Raw genomic sequence first — 17,367 nt, forward strand, 5'->3', positions numbered from 1 at the left:
GATGTGGATGTTTTAAAGAGTTCTGTTTTTAAGACTTTGAATAATATATTCTTGAGTTTCTGTAGATAATAAGTTTAGATCTGATAAGTCGATCAATTTTTCAATTATCTGAATAATTATAGTGTCAAGATATATGGAACCGCTAAGTCTATCATATCTAAAGGCAATACGTTTGTCGAATTGCCTTACTTCGCCATAAAGTTCGGCGTAATGTATTTGATCTTCATCTTTTGACTCTCGCCATTTTTGCATAATGATATCAAAATGTTGCATGCCACGTTGAAATTCAGCATGCATACCTTTTGCAATAATTTCACGAGCGGCTTTTTTATCTTTTTTGCTCAAATCCATATTTAAAAATAAACAACTTCTTATTCTATGATCTTATTTATCTCAACAATATTCCCCCTGAGATGTTCATCTTTTGATACCCCGTTTATTAATCAAATTAACATGAACGCTATCAATAATCAACAGCAGAAAACACGGTTGAGATATTTACTCGTTGCTCCGTTAATGCTTGTATTTGCAGTGGTCTCCGCTCAGGTTCCGCCTCCGCCGCCACCTGCACCACCGCCACCGGGCGAGGTATTAAATAGTATCAATCCGTTTAAGAGCAGCAAACAAAAGAGTTCTTCTAAAAAGAAGTCTACTAAAAAAAGTAGCTCTAAATCATCGGTGCCGCCCCCGCCGCCCGATCCTTTGCATGTAACTAAGAAATTACCACCGCCACCACCGCCAAAACCGCCGGTGCAGTAATGGCATAAAAGAAGCCTCTCAATCTGAGGGGCTTTTAAAAAAAAAAGATATTTATTTTAATATTGTAAGTATCGCATACTAAAACATCTTTTATGAATACTAAAAACAACCTGAAGAAAAAGGCTTGGGCGAAGTATCTGTTAATTCTCCCTGTTACCGTAGCTGTTACTGTGGGCGCGCATGGGCAAACCCCGCCGCCACCTCCTCAGCCGCCACCCTCGCCTGTAGAGGTTTTTAATAAGATCAATCCTTTTAAGAAAAAGAAAAAAGCTGATACAACGGTCACGAAACCCAAGCCAGCAGATACAACAGCGAAGAAAGCTCCGGCCGGGCCGCCTCCGCCACCCGCACCGCCAAATCCTTTAGATCTGTTTAAGAAAAAGAAAACCGGTACTAAAGCTGTTGCTTAATATTAAAGGGGTAGTGTAATAACTACCCCTGTTTCTATTTGCTCGTTTTTTGATCCGGGAACATTTTTTGAAACTCTTCTTTGGGAGTGAAATAGGTTAGGTGATATAATACAGATTCCTGGTAATGGTGGTTAAAGCTTTTTATATTTAATGCATTTATTTTATCGCTTTCTTTCCATGAGTTACTGTATGGAATAACACACGTAAATACGGGTACAGGATTAAGGCTTGTGCCGTAATTACTATTTTGTAATTCTTGTTTATTTACCATGCATTTTATGGTGTCATTTTTGGCAATATCTAAAATGTCTTTAAATGAGGTAAAGTCAGTATAGTTGAACATTTTTATTGCAAAATATTTTTTGTAACCCGAATCATAAAAGGTGTAATTGTTGCAAATTTTATACGGCGCAAATGGAGCTCCCTTATACATGAAGTTTTCTTTGTAATAACTCTCGCTGTGTTGATAGCTTTTAAAAGGAAAATTTAGCTCCGACGAGTTTTCAATATATTCTTTTAATTGGGAGTTAGTTACTTTATTAATACTATGGTTCTCAATATAATTGCCCAAAACAGGCAGTAGTAGCTTACCCAAGATCATCCCCAAGGCAGCCATTATTCCTATTGTCCATTGTCTGCTCATTTTTGCTCAGGGAACATCTTTTGAAACTCTTCTTTGGGAGTGAAATAGGTTAAATTATCAAAAACAGCATTTTTGTACTCTGATTTAAACTTTTTGTAATCTCTTATAGCATTTACATCAGTGCTTTTCCAAGCATCTTTTATGTTTATATCACATCGTAAAATAGGTATTGGGTTTTGGGCCGAACCATAGTCTGGGTTACCTAATTGTTGCTCATTTATGAAGCATGTGAAGAGGGAATTTTTAAGATCATCTAAAAGTCCGTCTAAAGCATAGGTGTCAAACATTTGAATGGAATAGTATTTTTTATGTGAGGGGTCATAAAATGCATAATATGAGCGCATCAGATGCTTGGTATGCATAACGTTACTATATGTTGAATATCCGGATTTATAAGAATCGTATTTTAATTGTATAGGTTTTGACTGATTTATATATTCTTGTACTTGCGTCGTACTAACCTTATTGGCGCTCATATTTGCTGTGAGATTTCCTATTATAGGATAAAGTATTTTAGCAAGTATCATACCCGCCAATACACAGAAACCAATCCAATATTGTTTACTCATTTTTGATCTGGGAACATCTTTTGAAATTCTTCTTTGGGAGTGAAATAGGTCAAGTAGTTAAATATGGACTTTTTATAGTCATCATTATACTGGATCACTCGTTCTGCATCTCGTTTATCGTATTGATCCCATTTGCTATTAGGAGGGATAATACATTTAAAAACTAAGACGGGATTTTCTTTTGTACCATAATAGGGATCAGAGAGTTGTTTCTTGTTAACCGTGCATTGTATTAAGGCGTTTTTTGCAATATCTAAAGTTGAGCGTAGAGGCCCAAAAATGGTTGTCATTTGGATTGACATATATTTTTTGTCCTCTGGATCGTAGAATATGTAGTTATGACTTGCGATGTCGTCTGTTAAAAAGTGACTAAATCTAACCTCTCTAAAACTATAACTGGCAAATGTTAAGGTTATTTCTACAGAATCATTGATAAAGGTATTTATGTGGTTTTCAGTTACAATATTACTCGAGGCTTTTTTTACTTGGTTCCCTATAAAGGAATTAATATATGGAGCTAAAATGCGACCAATAATCATACCTGCTGCTACACCTAATGTTATCCAATATTGTTTTTTCATTTTTGCTCAGGGAACATCTTTTGAAACTCTTCTTTGGGCGTGAAGTAAGTTAGATGATAAAAGATAGATTTTTGATAATGCTCATTGTTTCTTTTTATAATATCTGCACGTGATTGCGCATAATCATTCCATGAATTATTATCGGGTACGATGCATTTGAAAATTGGAATGGGATTATCTGCTGTACCATAATTGGGGTTTCCTAATTCCCAATTGTTAACTATGCAACTAATTTTAACATGATTTGCAATTTCTAAAAGTTCGTCAAATGATGATACTCCTATGAAATTAAACATCTGAATTGCAAAAAAATTCCTGTATACTGTATCATAAAATACATAGTTACTACAAATCTTATATGGGGCAAATGTGCCACCGTCACCGCTATAGAATAAATTACCTTTATAATATGTTTGTTTATAATTGTATTTGTTAAACATAAGTTCAATAGGCTTCGAGTTGTCAGAGTATTTCTTTACGTCTGACATTTCAACCACATTAATGCTTTTTTTCTGCATATATTCCCCCAGCATAGGCCATAACATTTTGCCAAGAGCCATGCCTATGATAGCCATTATTCCGATGGTCCATTGTCTGCTCATTTTTGCTCAGAGAACATCTTTCGAAACTCTTCTTTGGGCGTGAAATAGGTTAGGTTATTTGAAACGGCACTTTGGTAATTTAAGGTGAATTTTTTATAATCTCTTATAGCATTTACATCAGTGCTTTTCCACGAATCTTTTATTTCAACGTCAAACCTTAAAATTGGTACGGGATTTTTAAGGCCGCCATAAATAGGGTTATTTAGTTGTTGTTCATTTACAAAGCATGTTAAAGGACTATTTTTCAAATCATCTAATAAGCCATCTAAGGCATAAGTATCAAACATTTGAATAGCGAAATATTTTTTATAAGTGGTGTCATAGAAAGTGTAATAGGATCGCATTACATCTTTAGTGTACATTAAGTTATCGTAAGATGAATATCCAGATTTATAAGAATCGTATTTTAATTGTATAGGTTTTGACTGGTTTATATATTCTTGTACTTGCGTCGTACTAACCTTATTGGCGCTCATATTTGCTGTGAGATTTCCTACTATAGGATAAAGTATTTTAGCAAGTATCATACCCGCCAATACACCGAAACCAATCCAAATTTGTTTTTTCATAATTTTAAGAATGATCAGCAGATACATTTATACCTGAATTGCTTTTATTGTCCTTATCTGTTGCAGAAAGTGCTTCTCTTATAACTTCATTGAATGAATGAGTTTCCTGCTTATTAGATCGGTTATCTATCCATGTACTGGCAACAGCGCCCGCAAAGCCAATGCCCAGCCCAGTAAGTGAACCTTTCCAGCCTTTGCCAAAAAACTCGTCACTTTTTTCCCATTTAAAAGAGGCTTCTTTGAAATAATTTTCTGCACCTTCTTTTCCTTCATTTTTTAATGCCATACCCATATCGGCCGCAGGGCCGGCAGGTACTTCCCGGTAGCCAAACTTTTCAGAGCGTTTTAACTCAGATTCGCCTAGGCTTTCACTTTCAAGCTCTTGCCTCTTTTCTTCGTCTTCATAGCGTTTTTCGGCATACTCTCCCTGGCCTTTTTCCATTTCGTTTTCATCGCCTGTGTAATCCCATACCGAAAATGTAAGGCCTATACATACACCAACACCGGTTAAGCTGGTTACACCGGTAATAAGGCCTTCAAAAAATTGCGAGCTCTCGTGTTCGCTCACTTCTTCGCTGTTGTTTTTTGATATGTCGGCCGCAGCTTCCTGTGCAACGGTATCATCCAGAAAAATGGAAACCATGCCGCCCTTGTTACATTTTAGCAAGGAGTTATGCAATATGGCGTTAGCTTCATCAAAATGTACCTTGGTATGAAAATGCAGCCATTCAGACTCCAGGGTGTAATCGCAATCATGGCTTTTAACAGCCAACGTAAGTGCCGAACCCACTGTTGCGGCAGATGCTGCCCCAAAACCTACCAGTGCTATAATAACCGGGGTGGCAAGGCCGCCCGAGGCAACTTCGGCAGCGGTGGCGGCTGCTACAACCAGTACGGCCAGGGCGCCAATGGCTATACCCGCGCACATGGTGGTTAAGCCACCCCAAAATTTCGAGGTGTTTTTACAAACAAAGGTGTCGCTTATTTTAAGGTCTTCTTTGGTAAGTAAAATGCCTTTAGGGTGTTCTACTGTTTTTTTACCGCGATGAGCTACCAGTGTTTGCGGACTATTATTAGTCATGTTGGTGCAAATTACCTTGGTGCCATGCGGTATATATGACTGGCTCATAAGTCTACGCGTTTAAGGGTGTAGTTGGTTAGCAACTGCACATTGTTTTTAATTTCTTCGAGAATGGAGATGGCGGCTTCGTTAATCATGTTTTGCCGGGTATCTATATTCGCAGTTACCCGGTAGGTGAAATCATACGCCGAAAACTTGTATCCAACGGTTGGTTTAATGCGCTGGTTGTACCGGGCTTCAATGGCATGCATCAGGTCGGCGCTTTTCTCTATTTTACTTAGTTTGGTAACTGCTACGCTATCTGCACTTTCGCCGGTTATCATGGGTTGCATGCTAATATGCAATGGCACATCGTTAAACAGCTGCGAATTAAAATTCAAAACATAAGGTGTGGCAAAATCGTCCTTACCTACCAGGTACTTATCAAAAAACAAGTCGAAAAACATTTTAGTGTCCAGGTCGATGATCAGCGATTGCTGGTTTTTAAACTGATGATCGAGTGCCTCCATAAATTGTTCTATCTCACTTTTCGTTTTCTTATCGCGCACGAAAGCATATTTTTCCTGTAGTTCACTTTTCAACGTCTGCCAGTTTTCTACTATTTTATCCTGGTTTAAAATGGATTTTATTTTGCCGGTATCGGCATTTGGCTGTATCAGCGCATTGCACTTAACGTTATCAATGCTGCACATCAGGTTCATCATATCCTGCATAGATGATGGATAAAATGATATGATGTTATCAACAATATTTACATCGTATATAAAACCGTTGTGTGGCTCAGAATAGATCTTGCTTACCAGAAACTCTCGTTTGGTTTCGGCATGTGTTTTTACCACGCCGGTTTGTTTAACCACTACGGTTTGCTCGCAGCGGTAGCGAAATTGTTCGGTTGGTACCGGCATATTGGTAGTAGTTACAGGCTGTGAAATGATGGCCGGTTTAGGTTCAGTAGTAATTTCCTGATCCTCAAAAAAAGTGAATCTGTTCATAGGGGTATTATGATTATGAATTGGTTGTTAGTAATTGACTAACGAACTATCTGTCAGAATGTTTATTTCTTTAAATGAAAAATCGATTAATTTTTGAGAAAGATAACGAGAGGGGGATCTACTGGGAAATTTTCGCACAAAAAAAGCGACCAGGTAATCCTGATCGCTTTTTAGTATAAAGTGTGTCTTTAATTATTTCATCATTTCGATAAAATCATCAAACAGGTACCTGCTATCGTGCGGGCCTGGAGATGATTCAGGGTGGTATTGTACCGAGAAGGCGTTTTTGCCTTTTACACGGATACCTTCTATCGATTGGTCGTTTAAGTTAACGTGGGTAATTTCTACCTTTTCTGATGCGCGAACTGCTTCTGGCACTACACCAAAACCGTGGTTTTGCGAAGTAACCTCGCAATGGTTTTTGATGATGTTTTTAACCGGGTGGTTTAATCCGCGGTGGCCGTTAAACATCTTTTTAGTCGGGATATCATTAGCCAAAGCCAGTAATTGGTGGCCTAAGCAAATGCCGAACATTGGTTTTTCTGATGCTAAAATATCTTTTACAGTGTCAACAGCGTAAGGCATTGCCGATGGATCGCCGGGGCCGTTTGAGATAAAGTAACCGTTTGGCTCAAAATCGGCTTCCATTTCTTTAAATGTAGTTTTGGCCGGGTATACCTTGGCAAAAACGTTACGTTTAGAGAAGTTACGCAGGATGTTTTTCTTCACGCCTAAATCTAAAACCGCAACACGATAAGGTGCATCAGCATCGCCAACGGTATAAGTTTCGGTAGTTGATACTTGTGACGAAAGTTCCAGTCCGTCCATTGAAGGTACGGCAGCCAGTTTTTCTTTCAGCTCATCCAGATCCAAAATCTCTGAAGAGATGATGGCATTCATAGCTCCTTTTTCGCGGATGTAGCGAACCAGCTCACGGGTATCAATATCAGAAATACTTACCAGGTTTTGCTCCTGAAAATAATCCTGGATAGATTCGTCGGCCTGTTTGCGGCTGTAAGCAATGTTGTAGTTCTTACAAACCAGACCAGCAATCTGAATTTTTTCAGACTCTACTTCTTCGTGCGTAATACCATAATTGCCGATGTGGGCATTAGTGGTAACCATAATTTGCCCGAAGTAAGAAGGGTCGGTAAAAATCTCCTGGTAACCGGTCATTCCTGTGTTAAAACAGATCTCTCCGGTGGTGGTGCCTATCTTCCCGGCAGCTTTACCATGAAAAACGGTACCGTCAGCCAGTAATAATACAGCCGGTAACTTGGTGTAGTTGGTCATTATTAAAAAAAGTTGAATGATTAATACTGAGGTGCTTAGCGTAAGAAATAGCTCCTCGAAACAGGGTAGAAAACATGAAGTGGTTGACCTCTGGATTCACGCTGCAAAAATACGATTTTTAAATCTGTATGTTAAGTAAAATTTAAATAATTTATAAAAGTAGTTTCTACCTTTGCTTCGCATCTAAAAAATAAGTGCCATGTCTGTAAATAAAGAGATCAAACGCGTTACCACTAATACCCTGCAGGAGATGAAAAACCGTGGCGAGAAAATTGCCATGCTTACCGCCTACGATTACTCGATGGCTAAGATTGTTGACGATGCAGGGATGGATGTAATACTGGTTGGCGATTCGGCATCGAATGTAATGGCCGGTCATGAAACTACTTTACCTATTACGCTGGATCAGATGATCTATCATGCCTCATCTGTAGTACGTGGCGCAAGCCGCTCATTGGTGGTGGTGGATTTGCCTTTTGGTTCGTACCAGGGCAATTCTAAAGAAGCACTGAACTCGGCCATCCGTATTATGAAAGAAGCGGGTGCGCATGCTGTTAAAATAGAAGGTGGTGTTGAGATTGCCGAATCAGTAAGCCGCATCCTTACTGCAGGTATCCCGGTAATGGGGCACCTGGGTTTAACGCCGCAGTCTATCTATAAATTTGGCACCTATACTGTAAGGGCTAAAGAAGAAGCCGAAGCCCAAAAACTTAAAGAAGACGCTTTGAAATTACAGGAGTTGGGTTGCTTTGGTGTAGTGCTGGAGAAAATCCCTGCTGCCTTAGCCAAAGAAGTAACCGAAAGCCTGCAAATACCTACTATAGGTATCGGAGCCGGTCAGCATTGTTCGGGCCAGGTATTGGTGATCCATGATATGCTGGGTTTGAACAAAGGTTTCCGCCCACGCTTTCTTCGCCAGTATGCCAGTTTATACGATGTAATGAATGAGGCGATTAAAGGCTACGTGAGCGACGTTAAGGCTGAAGATTTCCCGAACGAGAAGGAACAGTATTAGAAGAGAGTCCGGAAGTATGGAAGACCGAAAGTCCGGAAGAAGGACTGAAAGATATAAGACAAAGGACAAAAGAATAAATATAAGAACGTCATGCTGAACTTGTTTCGGCACCCCACACGCTAAGTCTGCGAACAATAAACGTTTGCTACCTGTCCCGTGGGTTCCCGATCCCAACAATAGTCGGGACGGGATGACGGGAATTTTAAAACAAAACAACACACGATAAGTGTTATACTTCCGGACCTCGGACTTCCCGTCTTCCGGACTAAAAAATTATGGCAAACGTCTCTTTCGATATAACTGATAACGACATCCTGTACGAGGATAACCACCTGATTGCCGTTAACAAACGCGCAGGCGATATTGTACAGGTTGATGATACCGGCGATGAACCGCTGGATGAAAAGGTTAAAAAGTATATCGCCAAAAAATATAATAAGCCTAATGGTGCTTTTCTGGGTGTGGTGCACAGGTTAGATAGACCGGTAAGTGGTGTGATCCTTTTCGCTAAAACCAGCAAAGCATTAGAGCGCATGAACGAGTTGTTTAAAACCCGCCAAATGCGCAAGATCTATTATGCCGTAGTGCGTAATCGCCCAAACCCGCCTTATGGTAATTTGGTACACTGGCTGGTTAAAAACCCCAAGAAAAATGTAACCACCGCACATGGACATGAAGTAAAAGGCAGCTTGCGGTCCGAACTGCATTACCGCATGGTTGGCGAGCTGAACGGTTATTACCTGATACAAGTAAACCCGATCACTGGTCGCCCGCATCAGATTAGGGTGCAACTGGCATCATTAAACAGCCCAATTGTGGGGGATAATAAATATGGTTATCCACGCGGCAGTCTGCGCAAGAGTATTTGTCTGCATGCGCGTCGCCTGCAATTTATCCACCCTGTAAAAAACGAACCTATCGATATTAAAGCCCCGTTACCTAAAGATGGTTTCTGGGAGAAGTTTGCGCATTTGGTGAATGATAGTGATGATGATTCTGTGATAAGGGGGGAAGAATAGAATCTTTTAAGAGAGTAAAGAATCGAGACTTTAAAAAAAGTACGTCATTGCGAGGTACGAAGCAATCCCCTACATACAGAGCCGCTCTGTAAAGTTTGCGATTGCTTCGTACCTCGCAATGACGTTCAGGGAGAAAATCCGAAATCAATTTACAATCCCAATACCTTGTTCCAAATCACCTCATCAACAGGGATCCCGTTTTTCATATTTCGCTCACGGGTTTTTAAAGTGCCTTCGCCAGGGAAGCGGATTGGGTTTTCAGCATCAATTAAACTGCTTGATTTGGTATAAGTTATAATTTGCTCAATCAGGTTATCGGTTAAAGTATCATCATTGGGTTTAATGCAGATAAATACCTGCGATACACCGCTTTCAGCTTTATTTTCCGAAACTTTGGCGGTTGAGTTACCTCCGCTTAAAATAGTAACCAACAGGTCGAGCATTAAAGATAATCCCGAGCCCTTCCAAAATCCTACGGGCAGTAAACGTTGCGTTTCGATAATTTCAGCTGCATTTACAGACAGATTTCCTGCTTTATCATAACCACCAGGCAGTGGTAATTCCTCGCCGGATGAACGGTATTGCTGCAATTTGCCAAATGAGTATTGCGAAACTGCCATGTCCAGTACTACATCGCCACCTTTGCGGGGCACAGCTATAATAATAGGATTGTTGCCCAGGCGCGGGTCAATACCTCCCCAGGGTGGCAGGTTGGCAATGGTATTGGTAAAGCATATACCTATGCACCCAGCCTCGGCAGCTTGCCAGCCGTAAGTGCCGCCGCGCATCCAGTGGTTGGTATCTTTAATAGCCACGCAACCTATGCCGTGTTGTTGTGCCAGTTGTATGGCCCTATCCATGCAGAAACGGGCGTTGAGCATGCCTGGTCCGTAATTGCCATTCCAGCGTTCTACTAAACCTATGCCGGTTTCGGCTGTTGGTTCAGCATCTGGTTTTACATGGCCTTCTTTCACAAATTTTACAAATACCGGGAAACGGTTTAACCCGTGCGTATAAACCCCATCGCGACTGTTTTCGGCAAAAATGGTGGCTATAGCTTCGGCTTTGGCAGGAGTAAAGTTTAACTTTAAAAGTATGCGGTTAAACTCGGCTTGCATTTGTTGGAAAGGGATGCGCATTGTTTAGTTGTGAATGAGTGAGGGAGTGAATGAGTGAGTGATACCAAAAAAGTACGTCATTGCGAGGAACGAAGCAATCACTAACTATACAGAGACGCTCTATAGGTCGGGGTTGCTGCGTACCTCGCAATGACGTGCAAGTTAAATCCGAAATCGAAAATCCGATATCCGAAATTAAATAGTCGCCATATCAATTACAAAACGGTAGCGTACGTCGCCTTTAATCATGCGTTCGTAGGCAGTGTCGATGTAATCAATCGGGATAATTTCGATGTCAGAAACAATGTTATGCTCGGCGCAGTAATCCAACATTTCCTGGGTTTCGGCAATACCGCCAATCATTGAACCGGCAATGCTTCTGCGACGGCCAATTAATGGGAACGCAGCCAGGGTAGGTGATTCTGGTGGCACACCTAATAAAATCATGGTACCATCAACCTTTAACATCTGTAAATAGAAGTTGTACTCGTGTTGTGCAGAGATAGTGTTGATGATAAAATCCAGTGAGTTTGCTGCTTCGGCAACCTGTGCTTCGTCGCTGGTTACTACAAAGTGATGGGCACCCAGTTTTTCAGCATCTGCCTTTTTGTTTGGCGAAGTACTTAATACCGTTACTTCTGCGCCTTTTGATACAGCCAGTTTAACAGCCATGTGGCCTAAACCGCCTAAACCTAAAACACCAACTTTATGGCCTTTGCCAATTTTCCAGTGCATAATAGGCGAGTAGGTAGTTATACCTGCGCATAATAAAGGAGCAACAGCCGCCAAATCCAGTTTTTCTGAAATTCTTAGCGTGTACTGCTCGTCGGTTACAATTTGGTTCGAGTAGCCACCGTAAGTTGGGGTGCCTTCTTTATCGCGGCCATTGTAAGTAGCAATCATGCCTAAGTCGCAATACTGCTCATTGCCTGCCAGGCAGTTAGGGCAATGGCGGCACGAGTCAACAAAACAACCGATACCAGCCAGGTCGCCAACTTTAAATTTGGTTACTTCGCTGCCAATTTTGGTAATGCGGCCAACAATTTCGTGCCCAGGTACCATTGGGAAAATACCGCTTCCCCATTCGTCACGTACCTGGTGAATGTCTGAGTGGCAAACGCCACAATAGGCAATTTCGATTTGTACGTCTTTAGGACCTACTTCACGGCGTTCGAAATTAAAGGGTTCTAAATGTGCATGCGCTTTTGGAGCTGCATAAGCTTTTGCTGCAATCATATTGATGAGATGTGTGTTAGTTTATCGTAAAAATAAGGCTCGTTTTTGTAAACTTTTGTAATATTAAAAACATAATTAAAAGCTGCGGTTTTAAGCGCTGTTAATGAGCTTTTAATACTTAACAAAATAACAACCCGTAGCCGCCGTTAACTAAGCGGGGATTTGTTATTTTTGCACGCTGATACTCATGAAGAAAAGTTTAATTGTTTTTGTGCTTGCCGGGTTGGTGATATTGGGCGTTAATTCGTGCAAAAAGGACGACCAAAGTTCGCTTAACCATTACCTTACAGTTTCGCCATGGACGCTGGCCTCGATACAGGTGTATACCTATATAGGCTCGTCGTTAATAGAGACTGATACATTGAATACTACCTGTACGCTTAAGCAGAAATTTACATTTAATGGGGATCAAAGCTGCTCGTATGATAATTTTATTTGCAGGGATACCACCTCAAAAGGGCAATGGCAGTTTAGTGATGATAAGTTAACCCTGCAATCAAACATGGTATGCCATGATACTACCAATGTTGGCCGGCGCGATACTATTGATATGCCTTTTAAAAATTCGCAGATCATTAACCTCGGTGGTTATTCGCTCGTATTACAAACGGGCGATATTAACGCCTATTTTACATCTACAACTAAAAGGGTGATCAAAAGGTGGAGTTTTATTCATCAGGATTAACTCATAATATTGGCTTAGGCTTTAAACTATGGTTCAAAATTTTATATTTGAGTCATTAACAAATTAAAGGGGATAATTTGAAAAAGAGAATCGCCATTTTTGCTTCAGGATCGGGCTCAAATGCACAAAAAATTTTGGAGCATTTTAAACGCAGTACAGTTGCCGAAGTGGTACTGATACTAAGTAATAACCCACAAGCTTACGTGTTACAACGGGCCGATAACTTCGAGATCCCGTCGCATGCCTTTACACGCCACGAGTTTTTTGATACCGACAGTGTAGTTAAACTCCTCAAGAATTTAGAGGTTGACCTGATTGTGCTGGCAGGCTTTTTATGGCTGGTACCGCAATCATTGCTGAAAGCTTTCCCTAATCGCATTATCAATATCCACCCATCGTTGTTGCCTAAATATGGCGGCAAGGGTATGTATGGCGATAAAGTACACCAGGCCATATTGGATAACCACGAAGAAGAATCGGGTATTACGATCCACTTTGTAAACGAGCATTTCGATGAAGGCGAGGTGATCCACCAGTTTAAATTTAAGATAGAACCCACCGATACTTTAGAGATCGTAAAGTTTAAAGGCCAGCAATTAGAGCATCATAACTACCCAAGAGTAATAGAAGGGTTGCTGACTAAGATAAAGAGCTGATATTGGACTTTGGGATAAAGGACAGAAAGACAAAGGAGTTGAACTCCACCTGTGGCTATTATCTATTGAATCCCTCTTGGAAAGGGATTTGATAAACATCTTCTATTTTATGCAAATATTCATAGAAACCGACCGTCTCATAATTCGTGAGTTGTTACCGTCTGATGATGCAGGCATTTTCGAACTCGACTCAGACCCTGAAGTTCATGAATATTTAGGCAGATCTCCCATTAAAAATATTGAAGAAGCAAGGGATGTAATCGCATTTATCCGCGAGCAATATATAACCAATGGTATTGGCCGCTGGGCTATGGTAGAGAAAACAAGCGGTAATTTTATCGGTTGGACAGGCTTGAAACTCATCCGCGATACCGTAAATAACCACACTCATTTTTATGATCTCGGCTACCGGTTAATTAAAAAATACTGGGGTAAAGGATATGCTACAGAATCGGCTATTGCCTGCCGTGATTATGGCTTTAATGAATTGAACCAACCCGTACTTTATGCCATTACAGATGTTGGGAATGTAGGTTCGCGTAAAGTACTGGAGAAAGCTGGTTTTACTTGCCTGGAGACTTTTGATTACGATGGCGTGCCACATTTTTGGCTGGAAGGGAGAAGATAGTTAGTGAGGGAGTGAGTTGTGAATGAGTGAGTAAACTACCAGAACGTCATTGCGAGATACGAAGCAATCCCCGACTTGCAAGGCGGTTTTGTAAAGTTCGCGATTGCTTCGTTCCTCGCAATGACGCGCTTTTTTGTAACGTAGTTAAATCACTCGCAACTCAAAATTCACTCCCTCACAACTAAATTTACTTTCCCGTTCTAAACCTCACTGTATAATTCACCAGCGGATAACCATCCGCCGAGCGAAAACCACCGCCGGTTACTATGAAGTTATAGTCGGTATCGGGTTGCAGGTCTACCTTAAAGGTGAACGATTTTTTATCGGGCGAGAATCCGACCTGCCCGGTAACCGGGTACGTGTCGCGACCGCCCGGGCCATAATCAACCGCGACCCCACGGCCCATCACAGCCGAAAAATCTATCTTAATTTCTTTAGTGGAGGGGCTCACGGGTTTGTTTGGCCAAACAGATACGCCGCTAACAACCGGACGTTTGAGCTCATAAGTTTGGTGTAACTGAACAAGCGATTGGGGGAAATACCTGGAGTTAACCAGGAATTTCTCTACCGCTGCGGTATCGGCATAGTTCAGCTCTATCATTTCTTTAATGGCTGTTTTTTTATTGCGCGAGTTGTTATAGTATGATCGGCAAATGGCATAACCCATATAGTAACCCAAATCGCCAACCCTGCCATTATTGGTGCCGTTATAAAGCCAGTTTTTATAGTTGTTTAAAAACATTTCGGAGGCAAACTGGGCTTTTAATTCTTGTTCGTGTGCCGGGCCGTAGCTCATGTAGGGCAGTGGCAGGGTTTTAATGGTAACAAGCTCGGTAACAAAATCGGCAGTGCCTTCATAGATGGATTGTGAAAGCAGGTTATAAGGTTCGCCGCTTTCCTGTGTGTGCACATACTCATGGATATTTAGCGGCACTATGTTTACAAACGGGTTACTATGAAAATATTGAGCTAACCCACTTTTTAAAGCAGGCGGCAGTTCTGATACATCAACGGTGGAATCGCCTGTGGCCAGTTCTGTCCCAATCAAAACCTTGCCATCGCCGGATGTGCCCGCCGAATTCAATATACCGATGGTGAAATAAATTACGGCAGGTTTAAGCTGGGGGTATATAGAATTGAATATTTTAATATCCGGATCAAATTCGGTAGTTAGGCCTTTACATTTAAAGGTGTTATCCCTAACTGAGTTCCAGAACTTTGGGTAATGGCGTATAGCCGAAACGTAGGCTTCGGCGGTGTAGTTTTTGGCTTCCATAAAAGCCTTTAAACCATCGGTGCCGCGGGCTATGTATAGCTTCTGAATATAATAGAGTTGCTTAACACTGTCTTTAGTGGTACGGATACTGTCGTACGCGTTCCAGAAATTATCAACATCATCGGTAATTACCTTGCGGATACTGTACTGGCCATAAGCTAATGAAAGAAAACAGAAGTTGAAAAGGAGTAGGGTAGACAGTTTTTTCATATTAGATTAAAGACGATGCAAAAGCAAATATGTTGCGTTGCACAAAGTTAAAAAACTACCCTGTTATTATACCCTTTTGTCTCATGCCGTTATCGCTTAATAAAACTAAATGCCGGTTTGCCTTTCATCAGTTTTATCGACATTAGTATAATGGCAATCATCCACACGGCAATGCTGGCCATATAGCCCGAGCGGTATCCCCAGTTATAGCCCATGTCAAAAGAATTATGTGTGTTAATAGCGTTGGTTGCATACACTTGGCTAATGCCTTTTAGCTTACCGATCAATGTGCCAACATATACTGCCAATAGCACTACATTAAACATTGGGGACTTAAAAAATTGCTTCATTATCCTAATGTACAAATTATTGCATCAGAATTAAAAAAGATGAATCATTTTTCATACGTATAAATGACTAACTTATAGTTAACTAATCATACAAAATAATTACTTTTGCGGCTCGAAAATTTCCCTCAATGAGTCAGCCCGTAAAAATAAAAAACGCACTAATTTCGGTTTATTATAAAGATCATCTTGAACCGGTAATTCATGAACTTAATCGCTTAGGCGTTAAAATATATTCAACAGGTGGTACCGAAACTTTTATTCGCAGTTTAGGCGCCGATGTTATTGCTGTTGAAGACCTTACTTCTTACCCGTCAATCTTAGGCGGGCGTGTTAAAACCCTGCACCCTAAAGTATTTGGTGGTATTTTAGGCCGCAGAAGCTTAGAGCAGGATCTGCAGCAACTGGAGCAATACGAGATCCCAGAAATTGATCTGGTAATTGTTGACTTATATCCGTTTGAAGAAACAGTAGAGTCTGGTGCAGGCCACGATGATGTGATCGAGAAGATCGACATCGGCGGCATCTCCCTGATCCGCGCAGCTGCCAAAAATTATAAAGATGTGGTTATCGTTTCATCAAAAGACGATTACCCTGTTTTAGAAGAGTTATTGAAAACTAAAAATGGCGAAACCGATATTGAAGACCGTAAAACTTTCGCACTGAAAGCTTTCAACGTATCATCAAATTACGATACCGCCATTTTCCAATACTTTAACCAGGACGAGCAGATGCCTGTGTTTAAACAGAGCATACAGCAAAGCCAGGTTTTACGCTATGGCGAAAACCCGCATCAACAAGGCGTTTTTTATGGTCAGTTAGATGCTATGTTTACGAAATTGCATGGCAAAGAGTTATCATATAATAATTTAGTTGATGTTGATGCTGCCGTTGCTCTGATTGATGAGTTTACCGAGCCAACTGTTGCCATTTTAAAACATACCAACGCTTGCGGTATTGCATCGCGCAGCTTTATTAAAGAAGCCTGGATCGATGCTTTGGCTTGCGACCCGGTTTCTGCTTTCGGTGGTGTAATTATCGCTAACGACGAGATTAATGAGGACACTGCTATCGAGATCAGCAAGTTGTTTTACGAAGTGTTGATCGCACCGGCCTATACCAAAGAGGCGCTTGAAGTTTTACAAAGCAAAAAGAACCGTGTGATCCTGATCCGTAACCAGGTTGAGTTGCCGGTTAAACAATTTAAAACTTTGTTAAATGGTGTTATCGAGCAGGATAAAGATGCGGTTATTGAAGGCCCAAGCCAAATGACCCCGGTTACCAACGCACAACCAACCGAACAACAGTTGAAAGATCTGTTCTTCGCTAATAAAATTGTAAAACATACTAAATCAAATACCGTAGTACTGGCTAAAAACGATCAGTTACTGGCAAGCGGTGTTGGCCAGACTTCGCGTGTTGATGCTTTGCGCCAGGCTATAGAAAAGGCAAAAAGTTTCGGTTTTGATTTGAATGGTGCAGTAATGACATCGGATGCTTTCTTCCCATTCCCTGATTGTGTTGAAATTGCTGCCGATGCCGGTATTGTGGCCGTTCTGCAGCCTGGAGGCTCTATTAAAGATCAGGATTCGATCGATATGGCTAACCAGAAAAATATAGTTATGGTAACTACCGGAGTTAGGCATTTTAAACACTAAATTTAGATCGATTACAATAA

General features: G+C 40.9%; 21 protein-coding genes. 8 read left to right on the top strand and 13 right to left on the bottom strand.

Annotation, left to right across the window (positions count from 1 at the left end; all coding sequences use genetic code 11):
- Nucleotides 1-12: 12 nt before the first annotated feature.
- Entirely contained in the window at nucleotides 13-351 is a 339-nt protein-coding gene (locus PQO05_RS04120; protein WP_273631388.1) for a hypothetical protein, read from the bottom strand.
- 102 nt (nucleotides 352-453) lie between these two features.
- Here PQO05_RS04120 and PQO05_RS04125 point away from each other — a divergent pair, with 102 nt between their 5' ends.
- Nucleotides 454-759, top strand: a complete 306-nt coding sequence (locus PQO05_RS04125) for a hypothetical protein (protein WP_273631390.1) — start codon at nucleotides 454-456, stop codon at nucleotides 757-759.
- A 92-nt stretch (nucleotides 760-851) separates the two neighbouring features.
- Entirely contained in the window at nucleotides 852-1,169 is a 318-nt protein-coding gene (locus tag PQO05_RS04130; protein WP_273631391.1) for a hypothetical protein, read from the top strand.
- Nucleotides 1,170-1,203: 34 nt separating this feature from the next.
- On the opposite strand, the gene PQO05_RS04135 is transcribed toward PQO05_RS04130, so the two are convergent.
- The 8 genes from PQO05_RS04135 to carA form a co-directional block, all read right to left on the bottom strand.
- Nucleotides 1,204-1,812 carry a DUF8188 family protein gene (locus PQO05_RS04135; protein WP_273631392.1) on the bottom strand — a complete coding sequence of 203 codons (609 nt, stop codon included), beginning with the start codon at nucleotides 1,810-1,812 and terminating at the stop codon, nucleotides 1,204-1,206.
- Complete coding sequence (locus PQO05_RS04140; RefSeq protein ID WP_273631393.1) at nucleotides 1,809-2,381, bottom strand: DUF8188 family protein; 573 nt, start codon at nucleotides 2,379-2,381, stop codon at nucleotides 1,809-1,811. The genes PQO05_RS04135 and PQO05_RS04140 overlap by 4 nt, the downstream gene beginning before the upstream one ends.
- Nucleotides 2,378-2,962 (bottom strand): DUF8188 family protein, encoded by a 585-nt coding sequence (locus PQO05_RS04145; RefSeq protein ID WP_273631394.1) that lies wholly within the window; start codon nucleotides 2,960-2,962, stop codon nucleotides 2,378-2,380. The genes PQO05_RS04140 and PQO05_RS04145 overlap by 4 nt, the downstream gene beginning before the upstream one ends.
- Nucleotides 2,959-3,537 carry a DUF8188 family protein gene (locus tag PQO05_RS04150; RefSeq protein WP_273631395.1) on the bottom strand — a complete coding sequence of 193 codons (579 nt, stop codon included), beginning with the start codon at nucleotides 3,535-3,537 and terminating at the stop codon, nucleotides 2,959-2,961. Before PQO05_RS04150 ends, PQO05_RS04145 begins: the two co-directional genes overlap by 4 nt.
- Nucleotides 3,538-3,560: 23 nt before the next feature.
- The gene (locus PQO05_RS04155) at nucleotides 3,561-4,133 is read right to left on the bottom strand and encodes a DUF8188 family protein (RefSeq protein WP_273631398.1); all 573 of its coding nucleotides are present in this window, start codon (nucleotides 4,131-4,133) and stop codon (nucleotides 3,561-3,563) included.
- Nucleotides 4,134-4,137: 4 nt separating this feature from the next.
- Nucleotides 4,138-5,262, bottom strand: coding sequence for a PAAR-like protein (locus PQO05_RS04160; RefSeq protein ID WP_273631399.1), 1,125 nt, complete (start codon nucleotides 5,260-5,262; stop codon nucleotides 4,138-4,140).
- Complete coding sequence (locus PQO05_RS04165) at nucleotides 5,259-6,206, bottom strand: hypothetical protein (RefSeq protein ID WP_273631400.1); 948 nt, start codon at nucleotides 6,204-6,206, stop codon at nucleotides 5,259-5,261. The genes PQO05_RS04160 and PQO05_RS04165 overlap by 4 nt, the downstream gene beginning before the upstream one ends.
- A 192-nt stretch (nucleotides 6,207-6,398) precedes the next feature.
- Entirely contained in the window at nucleotides 6,399-7,499 is a 1,101-nt protein-coding gene (carA, locus tag PQO05_RS04170; protein WP_273631401.1) for a glutamine-hydrolyzing carbamoyl-phosphate synthase small subunit, read from the bottom strand.
- A 199-nt stretch (nucleotides 7,500-7,698) separates the two neighbouring features.
- On the opposite strand from carA, the gene panB reads away from it, so the two are divergent.
- The gene (gene panB / locus PQO05_RS04175; RefSeq protein WP_273631402.1) at nucleotides 7,699-8,514 is read left to right on the top strand and encodes a 3-methyl-2-oxobutanoate hydroxymethyltransferase; all 816 of its coding nucleotides are present in this window, start codon (nucleotides 7,699-7,701) and stop codon (nucleotides 8,512-8,514) included.
- A gap of 275 nt (nucleotides 8,515-8,789) precedes the next feature.
- The gene (locus PQO05_RS04180; RefSeq protein ID WP_273631403.1) at nucleotides 8,790-9,533 is read left to right on the top strand and encodes an RluA family pseudouridine synthase; all 744 of its coding nucleotides are present in this window, start codon (nucleotides 8,790-8,792) and stop codon (nucleotides 9,531-9,533) included.
- Between the two features lie 149 nt (nucleotides 9,534-9,682).
- On the opposite strand, the gene yiaK is transcribed toward PQO05_RS04180, so the two are convergent.
- Together yiaK and PQO05_RS04190 are read right to left on the bottom strand one after the other, a co-directional pair.
- A complete protein-coding gene (gene yiaK / locus PQO05_RS04185; RefSeq protein ID WP_273631404.1) occupies nucleotides 9,683-10,672 on the bottom strand; it encodes a 3-dehydro-L-gulonate 2-dehydrogenase in 990 nt (329 codons plus the stop codon).
- Nucleotides 10,673-10,846: 174 nt separating this feature from the next.
- Nucleotides 10,847-11,887, bottom strand: a complete 1,041-nt coding sequence (locus PQO05_RS04190) for an NAD(P)-dependent alcohol dehydrogenase (protein ID WP_273631405.1) — start codon at nucleotides 11,885-11,887, stop codon at nucleotides 10,847-10,849.
- A 187-nt stretch (nucleotides 11,888-12,074) separates the two neighbouring features.
- On the opposite strand from PQO05_RS04190, the gene PQO05_RS04195 reads away from it, so the two are divergent.
- The 3 genes from PQO05_RS04195 (at nucleotide 12,075) to PQO05_RS04205 (ending at nucleotide 13,856) form a co-directional block, all read left to right on the top strand.
- On the top strand, nucleotides 12,075-12,572 hold the full coding sequence (locus PQO05_RS04195) for a hypothetical protein (protein WP_273631406.1): 498 nt from the start codon (nucleotides 12,075-12,077) through the stop codon (nucleotides 12,570-12,572).
- Nucleotides 12,573-12,649: 77 nt separating this feature from the next.
- Complete coding sequence (gene purN / locus PQO05_RS04200; protein WP_273631407.1) at nucleotides 12,650-13,228, top strand: phosphoribosylglycinamide formyltransferase; 579 nt, start codon at nucleotides 12,650-12,652, stop codon at nucleotides 13,226-13,228.
- A 109-nt stretch (nucleotides 13,229-13,337) separates the two neighbouring features.
- Complete coding sequence (locus PQO05_RS04205) at nucleotides 13,338-13,856, top strand: GNAT family N-acetyltransferase (protein ID WP_273631408.1); 519 nt, start codon at nucleotides 13,338-13,340, stop codon at nucleotides 13,854-13,856.
- Nucleotides 13,857-14,043: 187 nt separating this feature from the next.
- On the opposite strand, the gene PQO05_RS04210 is transcribed toward PQO05_RS04205, so the two are convergent.
- Both PQO05_RS04210 and PQO05_RS04215 read right to left on the bottom strand, forming a co-directional pair.
- Nucleotides 14,044-15,342 (bottom strand): DUF2268 domain-containing putative Zn-dependent protease, encoded by a 1,299-nt coding sequence (locus PQO05_RS04210; RefSeq protein ID WP_273631409.1) that lies wholly within the window; start codon nucleotides 15,340-15,342, stop codon nucleotides 14,044-14,046.
- Nucleotides 15,343-15,431: 89 nt separating this feature from the next.
- Entirely contained in the window at nucleotides 15,432-15,692 is a 261-nt protein-coding gene (locus PQO05_RS04215) for a hypothetical protein (RefSeq protein ID WP_273631410.1), read from the bottom strand.
- A 128-nt stretch (nucleotides 15,693-15,820) separates the two neighbouring features.
- On the opposite strand from PQO05_RS04215, the gene purH reads away from it, so the two are divergent.
- The gene (gene purH / locus PQO05_RS04220) at nucleotides 15,821-17,347 is read left to right on the top strand and encodes a bifunctional phosphoribosylaminoimidazolecarboxamide formyltransferase/IMP cyclohydrolase (RefSeq protein WP_273631411.1); all 1,527 of its coding nucleotides are present in this window, start codon (nucleotides 15,821-15,823) and stop codon (nucleotides 17,345-17,347) included.
- Nucleotides 17,348-17,367 lie beyond the last annotated feature (20 nt).

The organism is Mucilaginibacter jinjuensis (assembly GCF_028596025.1).
GTDB classification, from domain to species: domain Bacteria; phylum Bacteroidota; class Bacteroidia; order Sphingobacteriales; family Sphingobacteriaceae; genus Mucilaginibacter; species Mucilaginibacter jinjuensis.

What these genes read in the sequence shown, in the direction of transcription:
- PQO05_RS04120 (WP_273631388.1), bottom strand. Translation starts at nt 351, where the DNA reads ATGGATTTGAGCAAAAAAGATAAAAAAGCCGCTCGTGAAATTATTGCA.
- PQO05_RS04125 (WP_273631390.1), top strand. Translation starts at nt 454, where the DNA reads ATGAACGCTATCAATAATCAACAGCAGAAAACACGGTTGAGATATTTA.
- PQO05_RS04130 (WP_273631391.1), top strand. Translation starts at nt 852, where the DNA reads ATGAATACTAAAAACAACCTGAAGAAAAAGGCTTGGGCGAAGTATCTG.
- PQO05_RS04135 (WP_273631392.1), bottom strand. Translation starts at nt 1,812, where the DNA reads ATGAGCAGACAATGGACAATAGGAATAATGGCTGCCTTGGGGATGATC.
- PQO05_RS04140 (WP_273631393.1), bottom strand. Translation starts at nt 2,381, where the DNA reads ATGAGTAAACAATATTGGATTGGTTTCTGTGTATTGGCGGGTATGATA.
- PQO05_RS04145 (WP_273631394.1), bottom strand. Translation starts at nt 2,962, where the DNA reads ATGAAAAAACAATATTGGATAACATTAGGTGTAGCAGCAGGTATGATT.
- PQO05_RS04150 (WP_273631395.1), bottom strand. Translation starts at nt 3,537, where the DNA reads ATGGCTATCATAGGCATGGCTCTTGGCAAAATGTTATGGCCTATGCTG.
- PQO05_RS04155 (WP_273631398.1), bottom strand. Translation starts at nt 4,133, where the DNA reads ATGAAAAAACAAATTTGGATTGGTTTCGGTGTATTGGCGGGTATGATA.
- PQO05_RS04160 (WP_273631399.1), bottom strand. Translation starts at nt 5,262, where the DNA reads ATGAGCCAGTCATATATACCGCATGGCACCAAGGTAATTTGCACCAAC.
- PQO05_RS04165 (WP_273631400.1), bottom strand. Translation starts at nt 6,206, where the DNA reads ATGAACAGATTCACTTTTTTTGAGGATCAGGAAATTACTACTGAACCT.
- carA (WP_273631401.1), bottom strand. Translation starts at nt 7,499, where the DNA reads ATGACCAACTACACCAAGTTACCGGCTGTATTATTACTGGCTGACGGT.
- panB (WP_273631402.1), top strand. Translation starts at nt 7,699, where the DNA reads ATGTCTGTAAATAAAGAGATCAAACGCGTTACCACTAATACCCTGCAG.
- PQO05_RS04180 (WP_273631403.1), top strand. Translation starts at nt 8,790, where the DNA reads ATGGCAAACGTCTCTTTCGATATAACTGATAACGACATCCTGTACGAG.
- yiaK (WP_273631404.1), bottom strand. Translation starts at nt 10,672, where the DNA reads ATGCGCATCCCTTTCCAACAAATGCAAGCCGAGTTTAACCGCATACTT.
- PQO05_RS04190 (WP_273631405.1), bottom strand. Translation starts at nt 11,887, where the DNA reads ATGATTGCAGCAAAAGCTTATGCAGCTCCAAAAGCGCATGCACATTTA.
- PQO05_RS04195 (WP_273631406.1), top strand. Translation starts at nt 12,075, where the DNA reads ATGAAGAAAAGTTTAATTGTTTTTGTGCTTGCCGGGTTGGTGATATTG.
- PQO05_RS04205 (WP_273631408.1), top strand. Translation starts at nt 13,338, where the DNA reads ATGCAAATATTCATAGAAACCGACCGTCTCATAATTCGTGAGTTGTTA.
- PQO05_RS04210 (WP_273631409.1), bottom strand. Translation starts at nt 15,342, where the DNA reads ATGAAAAAACTGTCTACCCTACTCCTTTTCAACTTCTGTTTTCTTTCA.
- PQO05_RS04215 (WP_273631410.1), bottom strand. Translation starts at nt 15,692, where the DNA reads ATGAAGCAATTTTTTAAGTCCCCAATGTTTAATGTAGTGCTATTGGCA.
- purH (WP_273631411.1), top strand. Translation starts at nt 15,821, where the DNA reads ATGAGTCAGCCCGTAAAAATAAAAAACGCACTAATTTCGGTTTATTAT.